This is a genomic window from Streptomyces sp. NPDC048637, from assembly GCF_040650675.1.
Classification (GTDB): domain Bacteria; phylum Actinomycetota; class Actinomycetes; order Streptomycetales; family Streptomycetaceae; genus Streptomyces.
This window is the reverse complement of the sequence record NZ_JBEZHQ010000043.1, coordinates 1-24550: the sequence shown is the minus strand read 5'-3', so window position 1 is coordinate 24550 and position 24550 is coordinate 1. Positions and strand designations below refer to the sequence as shown.

Annotated in this window: 12 protein-coding genes, 1 rRNA gene and 2 riboswitches; of the genes, 4 read left to right on the top strand and 9 right to left on the bottom strand. The window is 71.3% G+C overall.

What is annotated here, in order from left to right:
- Positions 1–76: 76 nt before the first annotated feature.
- The 6 genes from AB0C46_RS34580 to AB0C46_RS34555 form a co-directional block, all read right to left on the bottom strand.
- On the bottom strand, positions 77–868 hold the full coding sequence (locus AB0C46_RS34580; RefSeq protein ID WP_362832781.1) for an enoyl-CoA hydratase: 792 nt from the start codon (positions 866–868) through the stop codon (positions 77–79).
- The gene (gene mmsB, locus AB0C46_RS34575) at positions 865–1818 is read right to left on the bottom strand and encodes a 3-hydroxyisobutyrate dehydrogenase (protein WP_362832779.1); all 954 of its coding nucleotides are present in this window, start codon (positions 1816–1818) and stop codon (positions 865–867) included. Before mmsB ends, AB0C46_RS34580 begins: the two co-directional genes overlap by 4 nt.
- The gene (locus AB0C46_RS34570; protein ID WP_362832777.1) at positions 1815–2936 is read right to left on the bottom strand and encodes an enoyl-CoA hydratase/isomerase family protein; all 1122 of its coding nucleotides are present in this window, start codon (positions 2934–2936) and stop codon (positions 1815–1817) included. The genes mmsB and AB0C46_RS34570 overlap by 4 nt, the downstream gene beginning before the upstream one ends.
- Positions 2933–4081 (bottom strand): acyl-CoA dehydrogenase family protein, encoded by a 1149-nt coding sequence (locus AB0C46_RS34565; RefSeq protein ID WP_362832775.1) that lies wholly within the window; start codon positions 4079–4081, stop codon positions 2933–2935. Before AB0C46_RS34565 ends, AB0C46_RS34570 begins: the two co-directional genes overlap by 4 nt.
- A gap of 5 nt (positions 4082–4086) precedes the next feature.
- The gene (locus tag AB0C46_RS34560) at positions 4087–5586 is read right to left on the bottom strand and encodes a CoA-acylating methylmalonate-semialdehyde dehydrogenase (RefSeq protein WP_362832773.1); all 1500 of its coding nucleotides are present in this window, start codon (positions 5584–5586) and stop codon (positions 4087–4089) included.
- Positions 5587–5783: 197 nt separating this feature from the next.
- Positions 5784–5970: riboswitch (cobalamin riboswitch) on the bottom strand.
- Positions 5971–6071: 101 nt separating this feature from the next.
- Positions 6072–7478, bottom strand: a complete 1407-nt coding sequence (locus tag AB0C46_RS34555) for a short-chain fatty acyl-CoA regulator family protein (RefSeq protein WP_362832771.1) — start codon at positions 7476–7478, stop codon at positions 6072–6074.
- Between the two features lie 365 nt (positions 7479–7843).
- Between AB0C46_RS34555 and aceA the strand changes: the two genes are divergently transcribed.
- The 4 genes from aceA to metE all read left to right on the top strand — a co-directional run bounded on the left by aceA (position 7844) and on the right by metE (position 14693).
- Positions 7844–9127, top strand: coding sequence for an isocitrate lyase (gene aceA, locus AB0C46_RS34550; RefSeq protein WP_362832769.1), 1284 nt, complete (start codon positions 7844–7846; stop codon positions 9125–9127).
- A 167-nt stretch (positions 9128–9294) separates the two neighbouring features.
- Positions 9295–10929, top strand: coding sequence for a malate synthase A (gene aceB, locus AB0C46_RS34545; RefSeq protein ID WP_362832767.1), 1635 nt, complete (start codon positions 9295–9297; stop codon positions 10927–10929).
- Complete coding sequence (locus AB0C46_RS34540; RefSeq protein ID WP_362832765.1) at positions 10926–11807, top strand: 3-hydroxybutyryl-CoA dehydrogenase; 882 nt, start codon at positions 10926–10928, stop codon at positions 11805–11807. The genes aceB and AB0C46_RS34540 overlap by 4 nt, the downstream gene beginning before the upstream one ends.
- Before the next feature lie 174 nt (positions 11808–11981).
- A riboswitch (cobalamin riboswitch) is annotated at positions 11982–12209 on the top strand.
- A gap of 165 nt (positions 12210–12374) precedes the next feature.
- On the top strand, positions 12375–14693 hold the full coding sequence (gene metE / locus AB0C46_RS34535; protein WP_362832763.1) for a 5-methyltetrahydropteroyltriglutamate--homocysteine S-methyltransferase: 2319 nt from the start codon (positions 12375–12377) through the stop codon (positions 14691–14693).
- Between the two features lie 336 nt (positions 14694–15029).
- On the opposite strand, the gene AB0C46_RS34530 is transcribed toward metE, so the two are convergent.
- The 3 genes from AB0C46_RS34530 to rrf all read right to left on the bottom strand — a co-directional run.
- On the bottom strand, positions 15030–21419 hold the full coding sequence (locus tag AB0C46_RS34530; protein ID WP_362832761.1) for a hypothetical protein: 6390 nt from the start codon (positions 21417–21419) through the stop codon (positions 15030–15032).
- A gap of 103 nt (positions 21420–21522) precedes the next feature.
- Positions 21523–23748 carry a hypothetical protein gene (locus tag AB0C46_RS34525; RefSeq protein ID WP_362832760.1) on the bottom strand — a complete coding sequence of 742 codons (2226 nt, stop codon included), beginning with the start codon at positions 23746–23748 and terminating at the stop codon, positions 21523–21525.
- 709 nt (positions 23749–24457) lie between these two features.
- Positions 24458–24550 (bottom strand): 5S ribosomal RNA (rrf, locus tag AB0C46_RS34520); the annotation flags it as partial.

Here is a 24550-nt window from a genome sequence, read left to right as displayed (position 1 = left end):
AGCATCAGGCGCCCGCTTCACCTTCGGCGTGGGCCCCGCCCTGAGGCATGGGCCCACGCCGAAGGCGGTCCGCCACTCAGCGATGGAGGAACTCCGGCGGCCGCTTGTCGGCGAAGGCGCTCATGCCCTCCTTCTGGTCCGCGGCCGCGAACACTGCGTGGAACAGCCGCCGTTCAAAGCGGACGCCCTCGGTGAGGGTCGTCTCGAAGGCCCGGGAGACCGCCTCTTTCGCCATCATCGCTACGGGAAGGGACATTCCCGCGACGGTCTCGGCGACCGCGAGGGCCTCGCCGAGCAGGTCGTCCGCGGGGATGACCCGGGAGACCAGGCCGGCCCGCTCCGCCTCGGTGGCGTCCATGGTGCGACCGGTCAGGCACATCTCCATCGCCTTGGCCTTGCCGACGGCGCGGGTCAGCCGCTGGGAGCCGCCGATGCCCGGGATGACGCCCAGCTTGATCTCCGGCTGCCCGAACACGGCGGTGTCGGCGGCCAGCAGGATGTCGCAGAGCATGGCGAGTTCGCAGCCACCACCGAGGGCGAAGCCGGAGACGGCCGCGACTGTCGGGGTGCGCAGCCCGCCCAGCCGGTCCCAGGCGGTGAACCAGTCGCTGAGATACATGTCGAGATAGCCCTGCGGGGCCATCTCCTTGATGTCGGCTCCGGCCGCGAACGCCTTCGCCGACCCGGTGAGGACGAGGCAGCCGACGTCCGGGTCCCGGTCGAGGGCCTCGGTGGCCGCGACGACTTCGGTCATGACCTGGAGGCTGAGGGCGTTGAGTGCCTTGGGGCGGTTGAGGGTCACCAGGGCGGTGCGGCCCTTGCGTTCGACGAGGATGGTCTCGTACGCCGTCTCCTGGGGAGGGGTCATGCGGGGGTGCCGCCCTTCTCGTAGTTCTCGGGTCCGGTCCTGTGCTCGGTGGTGGCTTCGTCCCTCAGGGTCCGCAGGATCCCAGAGAAGTCCTCGTCCGCGCCGCCTCCCGCCGCATACGCGGCGTACAACTCCGCCGCCTTCAGGCCGAGTTCGGCGGGTACGCCGCCCGCCCGTGCGGCGCCGGCGGCCAGGCCGAGGTCCTTGGCCATCAGCGAGGCTGCGAAACCGGGCAGGTAGTCGCGGTTGGCGGGGCTGGTGGGGACGGGTCCCGGAACGGGGCAGTTGACGGTCAGCGCCCAGCACTGGCCGGACGCGGTGGAGGCCACGTCGAAGAGCGCCTGGTGGGACAGGCCGAGGCTTTCGCCGAGGACGAAGGCCTCGCTGACAGCGATCATCGAGATGCCGAGGATCATGTTGTTGCAGATCTTCGCGGCCTGTCCCGCGCCGGTCCCGCCACAGTGCACGGCCTTCCGGCCCATCGCGGCGAGCAGCGGCTCGGCCTCGGCGAACTCGGCCTGCGCACCGCCCACCATGAAGGTGAGGCCGGCGGCCTCGGCGCCGACCACACCGCCGGAGACAGGGGCGTCCAGGGCGCGCATCCCGGCGGCGACGGCGGCTTCGTGGGCGGAGCGCGCATCGGCGACGTCGATGGTCGAGCAGTCGATGAACAGCGTGCCGGGCCGGGCGGCGGTCAGCAGCCCCTCGTCCCGGTACAGGGCCAGGACATGACGCCCCGCGGGCAGCATGGTGATCACCACGTCCGCCGCGGTCGCGACCGCCACCGACGAGCCGGCGGCCTCGACTCCGGCGGCGGCAGCGGCGGCGAGGAGGCCGGGCACCAGGTCGAAACCGATCACGCGGTGGCCGGCCTTGACGAGGTTGGCAGCCATCGGGCCGCCCATGTGGCCGAGACCGATGAAGCCGATGGTGCGGGTGTCGCTGTTCACCAGGGCACCTCCTGCGCCGATGCGAGTGGGGCGAGTCCGAGCCCGGGTCCGGGTCCGGGTCCGGGTCCGGGTCCGGACTGTGCGGACGGTGCGGACAGTTCGGGCGGTGCGAAGAAGCGGTCCACGTCCGCGTCGCTGACCTCGGCCAGCGTGCCCGGTGACCACTTCGGGGCCCGGTCCTTGTCGATGACCTGGGCCCGGATGCCCTCGGTCAGGTCGGGCGAGGACAGGGCGGCGCAGGAGATCCGGTACTCCTGTTCCAGCACGCGTTCCAGGGGCCCGAGCTGCCGGGCCTGGCGCAGTGCGGCGAGCGTGACCTTGAGGGCGGTGGGTGACTTGCCGGTCAGGGTCTCGGCGGCCTGCGCGGCCTCGGGGGCGGGGTGGGCGCGCAGACGGGTGAGGATCTCTTCCACGGTGCCGGCGCGGTAGCAGGAGTCGATCCAGGCCCGCTGCCCGCCGAGTTCGCCCGGCGGTGGCTGCCGGACGTAGCGTTCCAGGGCGTCGCGGACCGCGGTGGTGGTGAGGTCGGCGAGCAGCCGGGGCAGGAGGCCGGCGGGGACGAAGTGGTCGGCGAGGCCGCACAGCAGGGCGTCGGCAGCACCGACCGGTGTGCCGGTGAGCGCCAGGTGGGTGCCGAGTTCGCCGGGGGCGAGGCCCAGCAGGTAGGTGCCGCCGACGTCGGGGACGAAACCGATGCCGGTCTCGGGCATGGCGACCCGGGAGCGTTCGGTGACGATACGGATGCTGCCGTGGGCGGAGACGCCGACGCCGCCGCCCATCACGATGCCGTCCATGACGGCGACATACGGCTTCGGGTAGCGCGCGATACGGGCGTTGAGCCGGTATTCGTCCCGCCAGAAGGCGGCCGAGGCGCTTCCTCCGGCGCGCGCGTCCTCGTAGATGGCGCGGATGTCACCCCCCGCGCACAGGCCGCGCCCTCCCGCGCCCGTGAGGACCACGGTCTCGACGGCGGGGTCGTGCTCCCAGCTGGTCAGCGCCTGGTCGATGCGCTCGACCATCGGGTGGGTGAGGGCGTTGAGGGCGCGGGGCCGGTTGAGGGTGATGCGGGCGGTACGTCCTTCGGTGGTCAGGAGGACGGGCTCGTCGGCGCCGGTCATCGCAGCGCCTCCGTCATACCGCGGGCCACGATGACACGCATGATCTCGTTGGTTCCTTCCAGGATCTGGTGCACCCGCAGATCGCGGACGATCTTCTCGATGCCGTACTCGCTCAAGTAGCCGTATCCGCCGTGCAGTTGCAGCGCACGGTCGGCGACGGCGTAGCCGGTGTCGGTGGCGAACCGCTTGGCCATCGCGCACAGCTGCGGGGCCGCCGGGTCGCCGCGGTCCAGGGCCTGTGCGGCCTGGTGGACCAGGGCGCGGGCCGCGGCGAGTTCGGTCGCCATGTCGGCGAGCCGGAACTGCAGGGCCTGCGCGTCGAGCAGCCGGGCCCCGAACGCCTCGCGGTCGGCGAGGTGGACCAGGCTGCCGTCCAGGGCGGCGCGGGCACCGCCGAGCGAGCAGGCGGCGATGCCGAGGCGGCCGCCGTTCAGCGCGTTCATGGCGATGCGGAAGCCCTCGCCCTCCCGGCCCAGCAGCCGGTCCCCGGGCACCCTCACCCCGTCGAGGACCACTTGGCGGGTGGGCTGGGCGTTCCAGCCCATCTTCGTCTCGTTCGGACCGAACGAGAGCCCGGGATCGTCCTTGTCGACGAGGAAGGCGGAGATGCCGCGCGGGCCGTCGTCACCGGTGCGGGCCATGACGACATACACCTGGGAGGCACCGGCGCCGGAGATGAACTGCTTGACGCCGGTGAGGAGATGGTCGTCGCCGTCGCGTACCGCGCGGGTGCGCAGGGCGGCGGCGTCCGAGCCGGCGCCGGGTTCGGTCAGGCAGTAGCTGCCGAGGTCCTCCATGGCGCACAGGCGCGGCAGCCATCGTTCGCGCTGACCGGCGTCGCCGTAGTGGTCGATCATCCAGGCGACCATGTTGTGGATGGAGACGAATCCGGCGATGGACGGGCAGCCGGAGGCCAGGGTCTCGAAGACCAGGACGCCGTCGGCACGGCTGAGTCCACTGCCGCCGGCCTCCTCCCGCACATAGACGCCACCGAGCCCGATGCCCGCGGCCTTGCGCAGGACGTCCAGGGGGAAGTGCTTGTCCTGGTCCCACTGCACGGCGTACGGGGTCAGATGGTCCTGGGTGAAGTCGAGCGTGGCCTCGACGAGGGCGAGTTGGTCGTCGGTGAGCATGGTGGTGGTCATGGCGCTCACCTCATGGTCGGGAGGGTGAAGCTCGCGCCCTCCTTGGACCCGGCGGGCCAGCGCGAGGTGACGGTCTTGGTGCGGGTGTAGAAGCGGATCGCGTCCGGTCCGTGCTGGTTGAGGTCGCCGAATCCGGAGCGCTTCCAGCCGCCGAAGGTGTGGTAGGCGACCGGGACCGGGATGGGCACGTTCACGCCGACCATGCCGGTGTTCACCCGGCGGGTGAAGTCGCGGGCGGTGTCCCCGTCGCGGGTGAAGATCGCGACGCCGTTGCCGTAGGGGTGCTCGCTGGGCAGCCGCAGCGCCTCCTCGTAGTCGGCGGCCCGTACGACGCACAGGACGGGGCCGAAGATCTCCTCCCGGTAGACGCGCATCTGCGGGCTGACGCGGTCGAAGAGCGAGGCCCCGGCGAAGAAGCCGTTCTCGTGTCCGGCGAGCGTGAAGGCCCGTCCGTCCACGACGAGTTCGGCGCCTTCGTTGACGCCGATGTCGACATAGCGACGCACCCGGTCGAGGGCGTCCCGGCTGACCAGCGGGCCGAAGTCGGCCTCGGGGTCGTCGGAACGGCCGATGCGCAGCTTCCCGATGTGCTCCTTCAGGCGTGCCACCAGGGCGTCCGCGGTGGCCTCGCCGACGGGGACGGCCACGGAGATCGCCATACAGCGCTCGCCCGCCGAGCCGTAGCCCGCGCCGATCAGCGCGTCGGCGGCCTGGTCGAGGTCGGCGTCCGGCATCACGATCAGGTGGTTCTTGGCGCCGCCGAAGCACTGGGCACGCTTGCCGTGCGCGGCGGCGGTGGCGTAGAGGTGCGCGGCGACCGGGGTCGAGCCGACGAAGCCGAGCGCACCGACCCGGGGGTCCGTCAGCAGGGCGTCGACCGCTTCCTTCCCCCCGTTGACGACATTGAGGACACCGGGCGGGAGCCCCGCCTCCAGGAACAGTTCGGCGAGCCGGAGCGGTACGGAGGGGTCGCGCTCGGACGGTTTGAGGATGAAGGAGTTGCCGCAGGCCAGCGCGGGCGCGGCCTTCCACAGCGGGATCATCGCGGGGAAGTTGAACGGGGTGATGCCGGCGGTGACACCGATGGGGCCGCGCAGGGAGTGCACATCGATGCCGGTGCCGGCATTGTCGGTGAACTCGCCCTTGAGCAGATGCGGGATACCCGCGGCGAATTCGACGACCTCCAGCCCGCGTTGCAGGTCCCCGTGGGCGTCGGCGACCGTCTTGCCGTGCTCGGACGACAGCAGCCGGGCCAGCGACTCCCGTTCCCCTTCGGCCAGTTGGAGGAACTTCAGCAGCACGCGGGCGCGGCGCTGCGGGTTCCACTCGCCCCATTCGCGCTGGGCCTCGGCCGCATCGGCGATCGCCGCCTCGGTCTCGGCGCGGCCGGCGAGCGGGACGCGGGCCTGCACCTCGCCGGTGTTGGGGTCGTACACGTCGCCGTAGGTCCCCGAGGTGCCCGGGGTGTGCTTGCCGCCGATGAAATGTGCCAGTTCACGGACCATGAATGCCTGCTCTCCGTCAGGTGAGTCCGGGGATGGCGCGCCGGCCCGGCACGGACGCCGGACGGCGTGCGCGCGGGCGGCGCGAGAAGCGCAGGGCCGGGTGACCGTCAGATGTCGGTGATCGGTACCCGCCGGGTCCGCCGGTCAAGGGCGTGGGTGCACACCGGTGCCATGCGTGTCTGCTCCATCCTCGTGGACAACACGGAACACCCCGCGGCCGGTATCCTGACTCCCGGATCAGCACACGCTCCCCGGCCTTCCCAACGGACTTCTCCGTCAGTGGCCGGTCTCTTTCGGGGAGCGTATTCCCCGGTCACAGTGGCGGGACCGCGCCGGAATCGCACCGGCTTCCCTGCACCGCGGGCCTTGCCCCGAACATATAGTTGGACGTCCTAGTAAGTCCACCCCGCCACGGACCGTGCCGCGGCCGATCTCCAGGGCACCGGCGCACCGCGCCGCACGTCTCCGGCCGTTGAATCCCGCGGTCAGGCGTCCGGTTCGACGACGGGGTACGGCACGAACGTGCTGCTGGTCTCGTCCACCGCGAGCCGGCGGTCCAGCGGTGGTACCGCCCGCTGCGGACAGTCGGTGCGTTCGCAGATGCGGCAGCCCATGCCGATCGGGGTGGCCGCCGCGGCGTTGCCGAGATCCAGTCCGTCGGAGTAGACGAGCCGGGAGGCGTGCCGGATCTCGCAGCCGAGGCCGATGGCGAAGGTCTTGCCGGGCTCTCCCCAGCCGCCGCGGTGCCGGGTGATCGCGCGGGCGGTCCACAGGTAGCGCTGCCCGTCCGGCATCGCGGCGATCTGGACGTGGATGCGGCCGGGGGCGGCGAACGCCTCGTAGACGTTCCACAACGGGCAGGTGCCGCCCGCCCGGGAGAAGTGGAAGCCGGTCGCCGACTGCCGCTTGGACATGTTGCCCGCGCGGTCCACCCGCACGAACGAGAACGGCACGCCCCGCAGACGCGGGCGCTGGAGGGTGCTCAGGCGGTGGCAGACCGTCTCGTAGCCGAGACCGAAGCGGTCGGTGAGCCGTTCGATGTCGTAGCGCGCCTCTTCGGCGGTCGCGTGGAAGCGGCGGTAGGGAAGGATCAGCGCCGCCGCGAAGTAGTTGGCAATGCCGATACGGGCCAGCGACCAGGCGTCCGAGTCCGGGGCGAAGTCCTCCGAGGCGAGGCGGGACAGCTCATCGTCACCTTCGAGGAACGCCAGCTGCGTGGCCATCCGGAACGCCTGCTGACCGGGGCGCAGCCGGCCCGACAGGCGCAGCACCCGGCCGGTGTCGTCGTAGTGATGCAGCACGCTCGCGTCCGCCGACACCTGTACGCCGTGGCGTTGCGCCAAGCGGGCGGTCAGGACACGGACGACCTCACCGGGGCGGATGCCGATCTCCGTGGCGAGTTCCTCGGCGGCGAGATCGATGTCGTGGAGGTAGTTCCGGCGGCGGTAGAAGAATTCGCGGATCTCCTCGTGCGGGGAACGCGGCAGCGCGGCAACGGTCTGCCCCCTGCCCTCCGCGGCTTCGGACAGCCGCTCGGCGAGCTGATGATTGCGGCGGCCGAGGTCGACCAGCACCCCGGCGACGGCGGGCATACGGGAGGCGAGTTCCGCGAGGTCGGAGCGGGACACCCGGTCGGCGCTGATCTCGTTGGCGAGGGCGTCCCGCAGATCGGCGACCAGCCGGCTGGTGTCACGTTCGGAGAAGAACCCCGGATCGACGCCGAACACCTCGGTGAGGCGGAGCAGGACCGGCACGGTCAGCGGGCGCGAGTCGTGTTCCATCTGGTTGAGGTAGCTGGGCGAGATCTCCAGCATGCGCGCCAGGGCCGCCTGGCTCAGGCGCCGGTCCTCGCGAAGCCGTCGCAGGCGTGCTCCGGCGTAGGTCTTGCTCACGGCGATCACCGCTCCTCTCCGCGGGTGTCCCGCCCTGGATCCTAAACAGAAGCCTGCCGTTGCAGACCTTCGCAAGGTTGGCAAAGGCGCCCGGGAAGATACGCAAAACTTGGCAGACATCCATGGTTGTTGGCACTCAGTGCCGGTGTCAAAGTCTGAGTACGGCCCGCCGGAACCGGCGACCGGAGCGGAACACCGGGCGCGATTCAGGCCCTGACGTCGGAGACCCCGGCCGTTCCCACGGAAGTCCGCGCAACATTGCTCACCATTGATCGCGCAGGGACCTCCGGCGGGCCGCATCCGAATCGGCACCCAGTGCCACATTCGCATCTTTGACGAGACTCAGGCAGACCCGGGAGACGGTCATGGCACAGGCAAGCACGACGACGGCCGCAGAGCTGGCGCAGCGGTGGGCGGCCGACCCGCGCTGGAAGGGCATCGAGCGCACCTACTCGGCCGAGGATGTGATGCGGCTGTCGGGCAGCGTCCGTGAGGAGCACACGCTGGCCCGGCACGGCGCCGAGCGGCTGTGGCGGCAGCTGCACGAGCAGGACTATATCCACGCACTGGGCGCACTGACCGGCGGGCAGGCGGTCCAGCAGGTCAAGGCCGGGCTGCAGGCCATCTACCTCTCCGGCTGGCAGGTCGCCGCCGACGCCAACCAGGCCGGCCACACCTACCCCGACCAGAGCCTGTACCCCGCCAACTCCGTGCCGCAGGTGGTCCGCCGGATCAACAACGCACTGCTGCGCGCCGACCAGATCGCCACCGCCGAGGGCGGCGGCGACACCACGGACTGGCTCGCGCCGATCGTCGCCGACGCGGAAGCCGGTTTCGGCGGGCCGCTCAACGCCTTCGAGCTGACCAAGGCGATGATCGCGGCCGGTGCCGCGGGCATCCACTACGAGGACCAGCTCGCGTCCGAGAAGAAGTGCGGCCACCTCGGCGGCAAGGTCCTGGTGCCCACCGGCCAGCACATCCGCACCCTCAACGCCGCCCGCCTCGCCGCCGACATCGCCGACGTGCCCACCCTGATCGTGGCCCGTACGGACGCCCTCGCGGCGAACCTGCTGACCAGCGACATCGACGAGCGCGACGCCCGGTTCGTCACCGGTGAGCGCACCGCCGAGGGCTTCTACCGGGTCGAGAACGGGATGGCGCCGGTCATCGCCCGCGGCCTGGCCTACGCCCCGTACGCCGATCTGATCTGGGTCGAGACCGGCACCCCGGACCTGGCGCAGGCCCGCGAGTTCGCCGAGGCCATCCACGCCGAGCACCCCGACCAGATGCTCGCCTACAACTGCTCGCCGTCCTTCAACTGGAAGGCCGCCCTCGACGACGACCAGATCGCCAAGTTCCAGCGCGAACTGGCCGCGATGGGCTACCGCTTCCAGTTCATCACCCTGGCCGGCTTCCACTCCCTCAACCACGGCATGTTCGACCTCGCCCGCGGCTACGCCGAGTCCGGTATGACCGCCTATGTCGACCTGCAGGAGAAGGAGTTCGCCGCGCAGGCCGAGGGCTTCACCGCGGTCAGGCACCAGCGCGAGGTCGGCACCGGCTACTTCGACCAGGTGTCGACGGCCCTCAACCCGGCGTCCTCGACCACCGCGCTTGCCGGCTCCACCGAGGAGGAGCAGTTCCACTAGGAACTGCTCGGCCCTCTCCGGGCGACCCGGGCGCCGAAGGCCCGGTGTCGGCCCCCGCGGCTCGGCGCGTAGGCGCGCCCGGCCGCCCGTATCCGGGTGAGGGCCGGACGACCGTCTCCGTCCGGCCCTCACCACCCGGCCCCACTGCGCCCGTTGAGGAGATGCGCATGTCCACCACCACACTGCCCAGCCGGGTCCAGGTGCTCGGCGCTTCCCCAAGCTCTCGACTCCGCTCGACGAGCAGGGGAGGCCCCCTTGGCGACCGCTTCGACGAGATCCTCACCCCCGCCGCACTCGACTTCCTCGGGTGCCTCGCCCGTACCTTCGCCGACCGGTACCGCGACATCCTCACCGAGCGCCGCCGCCGCGCCCTTCGCCTCTCGTCCGGTTCCCCGCTCGACTTCTCGCGGGCCACCTCCGCCGTCCGCGCCGATCCGCACTGGCGGGTCGCACCGCCCGCGCCGGGGCTCGCCGACCGGCGGGTGGAGATCACCGGGCCGCCGGAGCGGCGGATGACGGTCGACGCGCTCAACTCCGGGGCCCAGGTGTGGCTGGCCGACTTCGAAGACGCCACCTCCCCTACCTGGGACAACATCATCGGCGGTCAGCTGAACCTGCTGGACGCCATCGAGCGGCGGATCGACTTCACCGCGCCGGACGGCACGGAGTACCGCCTCGGCGACCGGCTCGCGACCATCGTCGTCCGCCCCCGGGGCTGGCACCTCACCGAAGAGCATCTTCTCGTCGACGGCCATCCGGTGCCCGCCTCGCTCGTCGACTTCGGCCTGTACTTCTTCCACTGCGCGCAGCGGCAGATCGACGCCGGATCCGGCCCGTACTTCTACCTGCCCAAGCTTGAGAACGCCTACGACGCCCGCCTGTGGAACGACGTGTTCGTCTTCGCCCAGGATCTGCTCGGCATCCCGCGGGGCACCATCCGCGCCACCGCCCTGATCGAGACGGTCACCGCGGCCTTCGAAATGGAGGAGATCCTCTACGAGCTGCGCGAGCACAGTGCCGGGCTCAACGCCGGCCGCTGGGACTACCTCTTCAGCCTGATCAAGGTCTTCGCGCACCGCCCCGACTTCTCCCTCCCCGACCGGACGAAGGTCACCATGACGGCCCCCTTCCTGCGGGCCTACACGGAACTGCTCGTACGCACCTGTCACCAGCGCGGCGCGCACGCCATCGGCGGCATGGCCGCGCACGTCCCGGGCCACGACGCGCAGGCAGACGGGGCGGCGCTCGCCCGGGTGCGTCTCGACAAGGAGCGCGAGGCCGAGGACGGCTTCGACGGAACGTGGGTCGCCCACCCCGGGCTCGTCCCCCTCTGCCGCGAGATCTTCGACGGTGTGCTGGACGGACAGCCCCACCAGATCGACCGCACCCGGGACGACGTCGACGTCACCGCCGAGCAGCTCCTGGCCGTCCGGCGCACCGCGGGGCCGCCCACCGAGGACGGCGTGCGCGCCAACATCGCCGTCGCACTGCGGTACTTCGACGCCTGGCTGCGCGGCACCGGTGCCGTGGTGCTGGAGGGGCTGATGGAGGACGCGGCGGCCGCCGAGATCGCCCGGGCGCAGATCTGGCAGTGGTTGCGCCATGGTGCCGTCGAACGCGACACGGTGCTCGGCCTCCTCGACGACGAGCTCGCCGCCCTGGGAGCCCAGTACCCCTGGGCGCGGCTCGACGAGGTCCGGGAACTGTTCGAACGGACCGCCCTCGCCCAGGAGTTGCCCGCCTTCTTCACCCCGGACGCCTACGCCCGCCACCTCGTACACCGCACGGAGGTCACCGTATGAGCGCCCTTCCGGAGCCCACGATCCAGCGGGTCGGAGTCGTCGGGGGAGGTCAGATGGGGGCGGGCATCGCCGAGGTGTGCGCCCGCGCCGGCGTCGACACCGTGGTCTGCGAGGCCGATGCGACCGCGGCCCGCACTGCCCGCGAGCGGGTGGCCGTCTCCCTCGAACGCGCCGTCCAGCGCGGCAAGCTGGACCGTATCCCGGCCGAGGACGCCCTGACCCGGATGGTCTTCACCGGCAGCCTCGACGACCTCGCGGACCGCCAGCTCGTCATCGAGGCCATCGTCGAGAACCCCGCCGCAAAGACGGACGTTTTCACAGCCCTCGACAAGATCGTCGAAGACGAGGAGGCCATCCTGGCGACCAACACCTCGGCCCTCCCCGTCATGCGCCTCGGCATGGCCACCCACCGCGCGGACCGCGTCCTCGGGCTGCACTTCTTCAACCCCGTACCGGTACTGCCGCTCGTCGAGGTCGTCACCTCCCTGCACACCACGCCGGCGACGGTCGCCGCCGCCGAGCGATTCATCACCGGCACCCTGGCCAAGACGGTCGTACGGTCCCAGGACCGGGCCGGCTTCGTCGTCAACGCCCTGCTCATCCCCTACCTCCTGTCGGCGATCCGGATGGCCGAGTCCGGCTTCGCCACGGCCGCCGATGTGGACGCGGGCATGGAGCTGGGCTGCGCCCACCCCATGGGCCCGCTCAAACTCGCCGACCTGATCGGGCTGGACACCGTGGCCTCCATCGCCCGGTCCCTCTACGACGAGTTCAAGGAACCCCTCTACGCACCACCGCCGCTGCTCCAGCGGATGGTGGAGGCGGGACTGCTCGGCCGCAAGACCGGGCGCGGGTTCCACACCTACGACCGGGGCTGAGGGTCCCTGGGTCGCTGCCGGGGCTGAGGGGCCCCGGCAGGTGGTGCGGTACGGGGCGCGGAACGGATTGCCGATGCCGTTCCGCGCCCCGCCGTGCCATGGACCGCACCCCGCCGGAGTCTCACCTCCTCGTCCGGAATGTGAGCAGGGGTGTCCGCGTTTGCCGCCACCCTCTAGGCTGGCCGGGCAATTGGTTCGCCCCGTCCGCCAGACGGGCCGCGTCGTAAGAGGGAACCCGGTGAGAATCCGGGACTGCCCCGCAGCGGTGAGTGGGAACGACCGCCGTCATACGCACTGGATCCGACCGCGGATCCGGGAAGCGACGGCCAGTAGGGGCCCGCCGGAAGACTCCGGCAGGCGCGCCCACGAGTCCGAAGACCTGCCCGTTGCCCGTGCGCACCCCATGTGTGGACGGATATCCCGGTGACCTCGAGGGCGGGTCGGCGTACGTACCAGGCGGACATGTGCCTCACAGACGCACCGTGCTTCCGTCGGGTCCGTCACCCCTTCGCGTACCTCGTTCCGCCCCCGGGACTCTCAGGACACGTATTCGCGAAGGAGAATTCCGTGACAGCAAAGCCCGCAGCCGCGGCAGCACGGGCCACCGTGTACGGCTACCCCCGCCAGGGCCAGAACCGGGAACTGAAGAAGGCCATCGAGGGCTACTGGAAGGGCAAGGTCACCGCCGAAGCCCTCAAGGACACCGCCCTGACCCTGCGCCGCTCCCACTGGCGGCAACTGGCCGACGCCGGCCTCCACGAGGTGCCGACCGGTGACTTCTCGTACTACGACCACGTGCTGGACACCAGCGTCATGGTCGGTGCTGTCCCGGACCGCCACCGCGAGGCCGTCGCGGCCGACGCCCTCGACGGCTACTTCGCGATGGCCCGCGGCACGCAGGACGTGGCGCCGCTGGAGATGACCAAGTGGTTCGACACCAACTACCACTATCTGGTCCCGGAGTTGGGCCCGCACACCGTCTTCACCGCCGACTCCACCAAGCAGGTCACCGAGCTCAAGGAAGCCCTCACCCTCGGTCTCACCGCCCGGCCGGTGCTCGTCGGCCCGGTCACCTACCTCCTGCTGTCGAAGCCCGCTCCCGGCGTGGCCGCCGACTTCGAGCCGCTGACCCTCCTCGACCGGCTGCTGCCCGTCTACGCCGAGGTCCTCGCCGACCTGCGCGCCGCCGGCGCCGACTGGGTACAGCTCGACGAGCCCGCCCTCGTCCAGGACCGCACCCCGGCCGAACTCAACGCCGCCGCCCGCGCCTATCGCGACCTGGGCGCCCTCACCGACCGCCCGAAGCTCCTGGTCGCCTCGTACTTCGACCGGCTCGGCGACGCCCTGCCCGTCCTGGCCAAGGCCCCGGTGGACGGTCTGGCGCTCGACTTCACCGACGCGGCCGCGGCCAACCTCGATGCCCTGGCGGCCGTCGGCGGACTGCCGGGCAAGCGCCTGGTCGCGGGCGTGGTCAACGGCCGCAACATCTGGATCAACGATCTGGAGAAGTCGCTGTCCACCCTCGGCACCCTGCTCGGCCTCGCCGACCGGGTCGATGTGGCCGCGTCCTGCTCGCTCCTGCACGTGCCGCTGGACGCCGTCGTCGAGCGTGATATCGACCCGCAGATCGCCCGCTGGCTGGCCTTCGCCAAGCAGAAGACCGCGGAACTGGTGACGCTGGCACGGGGCCTGGCACAGGGCACCGACACCATCGCCGCCGAACTCGCCGCGAACCGCGCCGACCTGGCCTCCCGGGCGAACTCCGCCCTCACCCACGACCCGGCCGTGCGCGCCCGTGCCGCCGCCGTCACCGACGCCGACGGCCGCCGCCGGTCGCCGTACGCCGAGCGCACGACGGCCCAGCGTGCCCACCTCGGGCTGCCGCTGCTGCCGACCACCACCATCGGCTCCTTCCCCCAGACCGCCGCGCTGCGGACCGCCCGCGCCGACCTGCGCGCGGGACGGATCGACACCGCGGGATACAACGACCGCATCGCGGCCGAGATCCGCGACGTCCTCGCCTTCCAGGAGAAGGCCGGCATCGACGTCCTGGTGCACGGCGAGCCCGAGCGCAACGACATGGTGCAGTACTTCGCCGAGCAGCTCACCGGCTACCTGGCCACCCAGCACGGCTGGGTCCAGTCCTACGGCACCCGCTACGTCCGCCCGCCGGTCCTGGCCGGCGACATCTCCCGCCCCGATCCGATGACCGTCCGCTGGACCTCCTACGCCCAGTCGCAGACCGACCGCCCCGTCAAGGGCATGCTCACCGGCCCGGTCACCATGCTCGCCTGGTCCTTCGTCCGCGACGACCAGCCGCTCGGCGACACCGCCCGCCAGGTGGCACTCGCCCTGCGCGACGAGGTGAACGACCTGGAGACGGCGGGCACTTCGGTCATCCAGGTCGACGAACCCGCCCTGCGCGAGACGCTGCCCCTGCGCGCCGCCGACCACACCACCTACCTGGCCTGGGCCACCGAGGCATTCCGCCTCACCACCAGCGGCGTACAGGACCGCACCCAGGTCCACACCCACATGTGCTACGCCGAATTCGGCGACATCGTCCAGGCCATCGACGACCTCGACGCGGACGTCATCAGCCTGGAGGCCGCCCGCTCCCACATGCAGGTCGCCCGGGAACTGGCCGCACACGGCTACCCGCGCGAGGCCGGCCCCGGTGTCTACGACATCCACTCCCCACGCGTCCCGAGCGCCGACGAGGCAGCTGCCCTGCTGCGCAAGGGACTTGAGGCCATCCCCGCCGAACGCCTCTGGGTCAACCCGGACTGCGGCCTGAAGACCCGCGGCTGGCCCGAGACCCGCACCTCACTGGAAAACCTGGTCACAGCGGCCCACACCGTCCGCACGGAGCTGCCCGGCTCCTGATCCCGTTCCTACGGCCGGGAGGAAGCGCCACTGCGGCCTCCCGGCCGTCTGGGGATGTCCAGCCGGCACACACGTGCGGCCCCAGCCGTGAGCACGCCGGCCACTGTGCGCCGGCTCGGCCGGCGCGCGCGGGAACCAGCCCCAGCAGGCTCGGGTGACAGATGATCTGTTCGCGGCCTTGCCGAGCAGCGTATGACGAACTCCCCACCCCGCTCATAGAATGAAGACCAGCGGCTCGTAGAGATCAGGGAGATCTTCCCGGTACACGGCCCCGCCCTGTCCTCCGCTCCGCGGGCCGCGGTGCGGAGGACAGGGCGCGGGACCGACCGGACGGTGTCACTCGCCGAGTTCCACGCACTGCCGGAGCAGGGGTTCCAGGCGCAGCTGTGCGTCGTCCTCGTGATCGAACATCTGCAGAGCGTCGAGGCACGCGTAGACCCAGCGGGCCTCCGCCTCGTCCCCGGTCTTGTACACGATCGCGGTCACGACGCTCTCCCGGTCCGCCGGATCCCCTTCGAATGCCTCGACAATGGACCGATAGCCCGCCGCCAGCATCGGATCCGCGTACATACCGGTCGCTTCGACGAACGCACGGGCCGCCGAGCGGTCCGTGCGCATGCCGGCCAGCCGCCGTAAGACCTCTTCGGGGTCGCCGAGTTCGCCGTACAGCTGGTGTGCGCGGTCGACGAGGAGGGGCCAGCCGCCGGTCAGCGTGTAGAGCCGGTCCAGGCGTTCGTCCGTGTTGAACACCTCGGTGCGCTGTGCCCAGCCCCGCAGGCTGCGGCGGTCATGCCGGCGCAGCACCACCGGAACCGCGGTGGTGTGTTCCTCGCCCGTCAGCAGGACACGCCACAGGTCCAGTTGTCCGGTGTCGGTCACGAGCACCACCGCGCGCGTCACCCCGGGAGTGCCGGGCAGCAGGTCGTCGGCCAGATCGACGGCCTCGCGGCAGGTCTCCGGCTTCGCGGGGTAGCGGGCGAAGTCGCTGATGAGCACCCGCCGTTCGCGCGGATTCCCACCCGTGAGCTCCTGTTTGAAGACGCTGGGCTTGCCGATGGGCGGGAGCTGCCAGTCGGCGATGCGCCCGGCGACCGCGCGCAGGGTGTCGCCCACGTCGCCGACCCCGGTGGCCGGGGTGCCCAGGACGACCCTCGTCTGATTCGCGCGCTCACCGAGGAGATCGTCCAGCTGCGTGATGGTGAGCGGGGCGGGACGGCCGTCGGGGAGCTCCGGCCGCCCCTCCAGCACGATGCTCTCCTCCAGCTTGCAGTCCTGTTCGGCCCGGACCAGACGGGTCTCCACCTCGTGGGACGTGCCGATCATGCGCAGTGCGTTCGGGCCACGCAGATGCCAGCCCTGGCCCTCGTGGTTGGGCGCCAGAACTCCCAGCCCCACCATCTCGGAGAGATAGGCCCGGAACCCCTCGGTGTCGAGCTGCCGGAAACCCTCCCGCCAATAGGTCTCGCATTCCTCGCGCAGTTCGGCGTCGCTCAGCCGTACTTCCAGACCGTGGTTACGGGCCTGGTACGCCAGGACGTTGGCGATCACGTCGTAACGGTGGTCCAGGCTCAGGGTGTCCTTGAAGGCCGCCGAGATGCCGGTCCTGAGGGCGGCATCCGACTCCACGGCCTCGATGTCGGTGACCCGCACCGTGTACGGAGGTCCCTCCGCTCCGCGCCGCGCCCGCTTGCGGTGCATCACCTCGACCAGCCGGTGGCCGAACATCTGCAGCAGGAACGGCTGGTACGAGCAGTAACCCAGCACCCGGTTCACCAGGTCCACGTCGTCGAACTCGAAGCCCAGCGCCCGCATCGGCTCGACCAGCAGATCGGCGGCGAACTGCGGGGCGAGCGGACCGATCACCTTCGGGGTCTGTGCGAGATGCCCGAACGGTCCGTTGCTCGCCAGCTTGGAGAAGCGCTGCACGGAGTGCAGGCCGGCAAAGACAACCTTGGCCCGGTCCTTGGTGTCCGACCCGAGTCCCTTCAGCTTCTTGGTCTGGTCGAACCGAGGAGCGTCCGCCTCGAAGAACTGGTCGCACTCGTCGAGCAGGATCAGCAGGCGGCGCCGCGAGTCCCCGTCGAGCCAGCGGCGGGTTCCCTCGCGCACCCGCTCGGAACGGTCCTTCTGCGACTTGCGGCCCTGGGGCCGGCCCAGCACCTGGGCATCGGTCAGCTCCCGGTCCAGGACGCTCCACAGGGCCTCCGGCCCGAGGGAGCTCCCCTTGCCGATGTTCTCCTGGTCCAGGTTCAGGTACACCGACTGGTGGAACCCGGGGCGCTGGTCCATGAAGCGTTCCCCGGCATCGCTGAGCAGCGCCGACTTGCCCAGGCCGCGGCCGCCGAAAATGACCTGGGTGCCGCGCGGGTCGAGGATGCTCTTGCGTTCCGCGTCCCGCCCGTAGAACATCTCCCCGCCGATCCGCCCGCGCTTCTCCCTGATGTACGGGTTGACACCGGAGAACGGCAGCAGGGTCTGGGTGGCCGTACTGGCCTGCCGGTTGCCGCGGGCCGCGAGATAGGCCAGGGCGGCATCGTCCACGACCAGCAGCGGCTGCAGACGGTCGGATCCGGCGGCGAGTTCCGCGCGGGCCTCCCGGCCGAGGGTGCCGAAGTAGACGACCAGGAGACTGGTCTCGCTGGTGTCCCGCGACGCCAGGCTCATGACGACCTCGGCAGGCGGGCGGCCCCAGAGCATCAACACACGGAGGTTGCCGCCCTGCTCCTTGATCTGCGAGCCGAAGGCCGGCACCTTGGCCCGGCCGTTGACCTCCACGCCGCTCGCTTCGAAGAAGCGGTACTCGCGCCGGTGCGGCGACAGCTCCTCCAGCGACCGGGCGCTCTCGGCGTCGTAGCCCAGGAGTTTCAGGGCCGGGAGCAGCTTCCGCCCGGCGGGGGCCTTGGGCCGGCCCTTCGCCTCGGTGGCGCCCAGCTCACGCCAGTCGTTCAGGGCGTCCGCCGCCAGTGCCGCCTCGTCGCTGGAGAGGTTCCCGTAGTCCAGGACGGGAACGGTCGGGTGCTTCCCGCCGGAGCGGACCATCGCGACGAGTTCGTGGTCAATGCCCTTGGGCAGTCCTTCGGGCACGACAGGGAAGAACTCCGTCAGGTGGGACTCGCCCGCCTCGATCTCCGGGACGGGTTCGCCGATCTCCAGGAAGTAGACGAGGTCGGCGGCGGTCGCCAGGCCGCCGGTATCCAGGTGCCGCAGCACCTGTGCCCGTTCGTCCACCGGGAGGTCCAGGGCGTCGAGCCGGGCCCGGATCCGGTCGGCCGCTTCTTGCCGGTGCATGGGCAGATCCGCCCGTACCGTCTCCAGCGCCCGCCGCACGTCGATCAGGTCATGATGGCCGGTGTCGTCGAGGTGCGTGCGCGCATCCGCCAGCAGCTCCTGCAGGCACAGATCCTGGTCGTCCGTCACCGCACCGTCGGCCTGGGCCCGGTGCAGCTCCGTGACGAGTTCGTCGTGCTCCGTCCGGAGAGCCGTACGCCTCGTGGTCTCCAGCTCCTCGATCTCGGCCAGCCTCTGCGGCCCGAACGCTTCGCCCTCCGAGGCCGGCAGTGCCCCCCGGGCCGCCAGCTCCACCATCGTGCGGGCCGCCGTGAACGCGTCGCGGTCGAGCCGCTCGCGCAGCGCCTCTTCCCAGCCGCGGTCGGCCGCCGTCAGGAGCCCGTCGAGCGAGGGCTGCTCCGCTGCGGTGTCACAGACCTTCAGCAGTTCCGCATCCAGGACCAGCTCCGGGTCGGCTCCGCTGCCGGGGGGCACGGTCCCGGTGCCGCCGGACAGCAGGGCGAAGAGCTCCTCCATGGCACTGCGCGCCGCCCACGCGGCCGCGGTGGCGGCAGTACCGGATCGCCCCGCCGGCCGTTCGAGTTCCGTCAGCACGGCGTCACGCCGGGCCAGCATCGACTGGCGCAGGGACGAGATCTCCTTGGCGGCACGGTTCCCCTCCGACCGGCCGCCCCGGCGGGCCGTGTCGGCCGCCAGGCACCATTCCTTCGCCAGACCGACGGCTCGCTCGACGATATGCACCAGGTCCCGGCGTCCGGAGCCCTGGAGCGGTTTGCCGCTGGACGGACGGTACTCGCGGTCCATCCGGTCGATCTCACTGTTGATCTCGGACGGCTTCGACAGGCGCTCCGCCTTCTCCCGGACGGCCGGCAACGCGTCACGGTCATTGTTGAGCACGGCCGTGAGCATCGAACCGAGCAGCCCGTCGTCGGGAGCCAGCCAACGCTTGGCGATCTCCGTCGCCCTGGCGAACCGGAGCCGCTGCGGTGCGGTGACGGTGCCGCACTGTTCGCGCAGCTCCCGCAACCGGGCCTCGGTCTCGGAGGCGTCGGCGATCACGACGAGCGGGGAGGCGATCATCAGGGCCCCGCTGAGCGCACGGTCCGCGACCGCGGCCGCCACCTCCCCCAGCGCGTCCGGCAGGCGCGGCACCATGACCTTGAGCTGAGCACCCGCCAGGTGGTCGCCGGTGACCAGGGCCGCGCGCAACAGGGCGGGAAGCAGGACGAGTTCGTTGCCCTCCACGTCCTCTCCGACGAATTCGCTCTGCTGCTGGAGCAGGCCGGCGACCAGCCGGGCGCCGTGGCTGGTGCCGGAGGTGAGCAGCGCTGCCGCACCGGCCAGCCGGAGCGCCACCGCCTGGGGCTCGGGGCGGCCTGCGGCCCGCGCCACATGGTGCGCGAGTCCGAAACGCCGCTCCGCAACCAGCCGGGCCAGGACCCGTCCGGCCGACGCGGTGTCGTCGTCCTGGTCCGCCTCCTCCTTCAGGGGCTCCGTGCCGTGGGGCGTACCGACGGTACCCGTCGGCACCGTGACGGTGTGCTCCACAGCAGGGGCGGTGCGCACGGCCGCGGGATGGGAATCCGCGGACGCGGCCTCCTCCCCCGCGAAGAGCGGAGCGGGCCGGGGCGCCGCATCCGGCGCTTCGGCCGGAGGTAATTCCGAGGAATCCGATTCCGGGAGGGTGACCGCTTCCGGGACGGCCTCGCGCCGGGTCCCGGCGTCCCCGGCCGGCTCCTCGGCGGCGTCCTGAGCGGCGTCCTGAGCGGCGTCCTGAGCGGGGCACTTGACGGTCCCCTCGACGGAGTCCTCGGTGGGGGCTGCGCCCATGTGCTCGCCGCTCGCCGGGCCGGCAGCCGGTCCGGCCGCGTCCGCCACGGCGTCACCGGACCCGCCCGTCCGCATGCTCTCCGCGGCGTCCTGGGCACAGGCACCGGAAGCGGTGGCCTCCCGCGCGCCGCCGTAGGGCGTACCCGGCAGGTCAGCCGCAGCGTCGCTGTCCGAGGCCGCCCCGGCAGGCTCGCTGAACTCGGGGCCGGAGCGGACTTCCGTCGGCCCGGGCAGCGTCAGTTCGTATGCCATCACCGCGGCGGTGGCACACGCGGGCAACACCCGTACGACGCGTTCCTGCAGGGCCAGAATCTCCGCCGCGGCCGCTGCCTCACGCCCCAGCCGGACGAGATCGGCGAGTGCAGTGAGCGCGGCGCTCTCCCGCCGTTCCGTCTCTCCCCACACCGGTATGCCCAGAAGCCGCCGGGCGACGGAGCGTACGGCCTCGGCGGCGGATGCTGCGGGGCTGTCCTCCCGGCAGCTGAGGGCCGGCAGGTCCCGCAGGGCCGCCCGCGCGACGCGGTCACGGTCGCGTTCCATCCGATGCGCGTACGCGGCCCGTGCCATGTCCTCCAGGCGAAGCGGTCCCGCTGCGATGCCGGCCGCGTCGAGCACGGTCCGGGCGCTGTCGAAGACGGCCCGCAGCGCGGTCAACGGCGTCAGATCGGCTGCGGCGGGAGGGCGTCCGTCCTCGACCGCCGCGGTCACCCGCCGGACGGCCCGCCCGGCCTCTGCGAGGGTGAACTCCAGCCGCCGGCAGACCTCTTCCGGATCCGCGCTTTCCGTCGGCCCGGTCGTATCGGACACCGCGCCCGGTGGGTCCGGGACGGGGGCGTCCCACGCCGATGTAGGCGCGGTGCGCTGGTCCGGGAGGGGCCGGTCCGGCGCGGGTGAGGACGGGGCAACGGCGTCCGACGCGGTGGCGTCCGCCTCCGTCCGGCCGGCCCCGGCAGGCCGGTCCTGGGCCGTCGCGGGCTGCCGTTCCCTGCGTCCGGATGCGCTGTAGGCTTCGTGCAGGTCGAGAGCGAAGTCTTCGTTCGCCTCGACGACGGACTGCGCGGCGGCGCGTACCGCGTCAAGGCGTTGGGTCTCCGCTGTGCCCGCCTCCTTCGCCCCGAACCAGTCCCGGTCAGCCGCCCAGACAAGGACAAACGCGTCGGCGACCGAGGCATTGCACCACGCGAACACGGCGGCCCGGACCAGGGTCGCGCCCCACCGGAGAACAGGATCGGAGGCGGCGCCGCACTGTGCGACGGCGGCCCTGCCCACATCGTTCATCACGGTCTGGGTGAGCGCCATGACACCGCAGGTGCACGAGTGCTGCCGTGCCTCGCGCCGAAGCCTTGCCAGGACGTCCCGGCACAAGGCGCTGCCTGCCCGCCGTGGGGCCGCCATCCGGATTCCTGTGCGGCCGAGCAACCGCTGGCGGTCCTTGGGGGCAAGGGAGTTGAAGGCCAGTTCCACCATGTCCGTCTGCAGGTCGTCCAGGGCGGCGGCAGCCGGCTGATCCAGTGCGTTGAGTGCTGCGGCCAGAGCCCCGAGGCCCTCGACCGGCACGCCGCCCGGGGACATCGGGGGCCCCGCGATGACGTGATAGCGGTCCTGCATACGCGCTCCGTTCGATGGTGAGTTGTGCGTGGTGCGGTTCGCCCGGCGTCAACATGACCGGGGAAGTGAGGTGTTGGCCGGGTGCGCGGGCTCGGCGGAGGACTCAGCGGCCACGGGTGTGCTGGGTGACGAAGGTGTAGCCCTCGGGCAGTTCCCAGCCGTCCGCCTTGCCGAGTCTGCGGCAGTGCTCCCGGAAAGCCGTCCGCTGGGCTTCGCTCGCCGAGCGCTCCGGCAGCAAACGGCGCAGATGGCCGGGTACGTACTGCACACCGCGCATCCGCCCGGTCGCCGGCCCCGTGCCGCCCCAGGGCTGTATCACCCGGATCAGGGCGGGGCGGTAGCCGATGAGCGGGATCGTCCGCTCCCCTGCGCGTGCCGGGAAGTGCGGCCGGCCGGTCGTGTCACGGCTGCCGACGGCCGGTTCGAGGAGTCGTTCGGCGAGCAGTTCCGCCACCGCCGCTTCCAGGGCGGTTGACCGGGTCCGGGCGGGCCGACGGCCATACACGGCAAGGGGCAGGCCGGATCGGTCGAGCAGGGCATGGCCGTCCGGGGTGAGCAGCCCGCAGCGGCGGACCGTGCGCAGCACCAGTTGTCTGGGCCCGAGGCCCGCAGCCGTGTCGCCGTTGCGGTCACTGCCCGGGGCGTCCTCGCGGGTGAGGACGCACGGGTCGTAGCAGTGGCCGATCACTCGGTGGCCGATCTGCACCGCCCGGTCGAGCCGCGTCGTGACCGCCCGGATCACCCGGCTGCCCCGGAGCCAGTGGAGCTGCACGACCAGGCCGGGAAAGAAATCAAGGGGCCAGACCACTCCGGTCAGGCGGTCGGCTCCCGCGCCGAGCTCCGCGACGGTGTGCTGGACGGCTTCGGCCGCGTCGAGGGAGCCGCCGGGGTGGTCAAGTTCGAGCCGTAACGCGGGCCGGCGCCCGAAGGCCGTCCGCAGTTCCCCGGCAATGGGCGAGCACAGCGGAAGACAGCCGTCGATGAGCGAGGCCAGGCGCAGCGGCAGCCGCCAGACGATCTCCTCCTCACCGGTCTGCAACAGCTCGCTCGGCCCAAGGGCAGCATCGTCCGCGAGCGGCGCGTCAACCGGCTCCTGGTCCGGGTCCGGGTCCTGCTCCTGCTCCTGTACCTGCCCGGGGGCCGTTGCCGTGGTTGACGTCCAGCCCTGTCCGGCCGGGTCCAAAGGATCGCCCGTGCGGTCCGTGTCACCTGGGTAATGGGAACGCCAGACGCCCCCGCCTTCGAAGGCGTCGTCGAGCGTGACCCGGGCGCCGTTCGCGAACAGGCCCTGTGCGCTGTCCCGTTGGACGACATCGGCGAGCGTCACGTTCGCCCGGCACACCGCTGCGGCGTACTCCACGCCCTTGAGCAGGTCCTCGGCTCCGGGAAAGGCGCGCAGCCGGGGCCCGACCGCGGTGTAGACCGTGACGGGAGCGGCCAGTCCGTAGCGGCGCCGCGACGGGGTGGCCGCATGCTCCACGGCCGCCGCCAGCGTTCTCAAGTCATCGCCGCCAAGCGGTCCGGTGTCACGCCAGCAGGCCGCAAGTGCTTCCCGGGTCACGGCGTACGGACCCCACATACGCAGCAGATCGCTGGAGGCGAGAAGGCGTCGCACCGTGTCCAGGAGCCGGAGCAGACCGATACGGAGGACGTCGTCATGCGTGCTGCCCACGAGTTCAGCGAGGGACACAGGGACATAGGGGCTGAGGAGCTGCGCCCGTGCGGTGGTCAGCAGATAGTCCGCGTAGGCGGACAGGTCATCGCGCCGGGCCGCTTCCCGCGACGGATAGCAGGCATCGATGACGATATGGCCGTCCTCGTTGATCCATCGTCGATGGGTACGCAGACGGTGGAGTTGGGCGGGCGAAAGACTCACCCCGGGGCCGAATGCGTTCGGATCCGGCACCAGCAGTTCCCGGCGCCGTGGAGAGTCCTCCGCCCCCTCCCTGCCCGGGCCCTCGGCACCCGCCGGCGCTCCGGACACCCAGGCCGGTACGTCCCCGAGGCTGCCCACGTCCGGATGGGCGCCCTCCTTGTAGAGGATCTCCGCGTAGAGCGGATCCGACCCGGTCGCCACACACACCATCGCGCCGACGGGGAGGGCGGCTGCGCGCTCGCCGAGCGTGACCACCGGGAAGTCGTCGAGCCGCAGAGGACTGCGGCCGTAGCCGTCACCGTGAAGGTGGTAGCCGAAATACACGGCGTTGAAGGCGACGGCGGCGTGCACCGGGGTGCGGCGGACCGCGACAACCGCTTCCAGGTACCGCAGCAACCGCTCCCGCTCCAGATCCGGTACAGCGTCGTAGCCCTCGGCCATGGCAGCGGTCAACAAGGGATGCTCGCCATACGGATCCGGCACCTCGGACACGGTGTGACGCAAGCGAAATGCCGTCCTTCCGTGGGCGCCTCCCGCACCTTCTTGATGGTCAGTCAGATCATTCTGCTGCTCTCCGGCCGGCCGGCCACATCCCCTGACAGCTACCGGACTTTGCGGCTCCCCGCCCATGACACCTCCGCACACCGCAGACCGTCCCGACCTGCATGCAATGCCTCACGCAGGCTATGTCGGTCCCCGGCTCTCCGACCATGCTTTCGGCACCTGCGCCAAGGCCACGGGGCGGCGCAGAGAAGCGCACGCCCGGCGCGAAATGGATATGCCGCGCGCCGGTCAGGTCAGCACCCGCACGTCCGGTGTGAGCCGGTGGACCACCGGTCGCCGGATACCTGCTCAGCTGCCGATCCATACGGACGGCCCACTACTACGAGCGGGCTCTTCGCGCTGCCCCTCAACAGAGAGGAACGGCTATGCACCGTCTCCTTCGCGCACGCTACTGGCAGTCATAAGGACGACTCACCGTGGAACGCCGCACCGAACGCCATGACGCATTCGCCTCCCTGGCCTGCAGCCTCATTGCTCCGACGCCTCGACGGATGAACCTGCAGAGCCGGCACAAGCCCCCGGCATATGTAAGGGGAGAACGGACCCAGAATGCAGAAAAGCCCCGCACCATAAGGTGCGGGGCTTTCCCACAATGATTGTTCGGCGGCGTCCTACTCTCCCACAGGGTCCCCCCTGCAGTACCATCGGCGCTGAAAGGCTTAGCTTCCGGGTTCGGAATGTAACCGGGCGT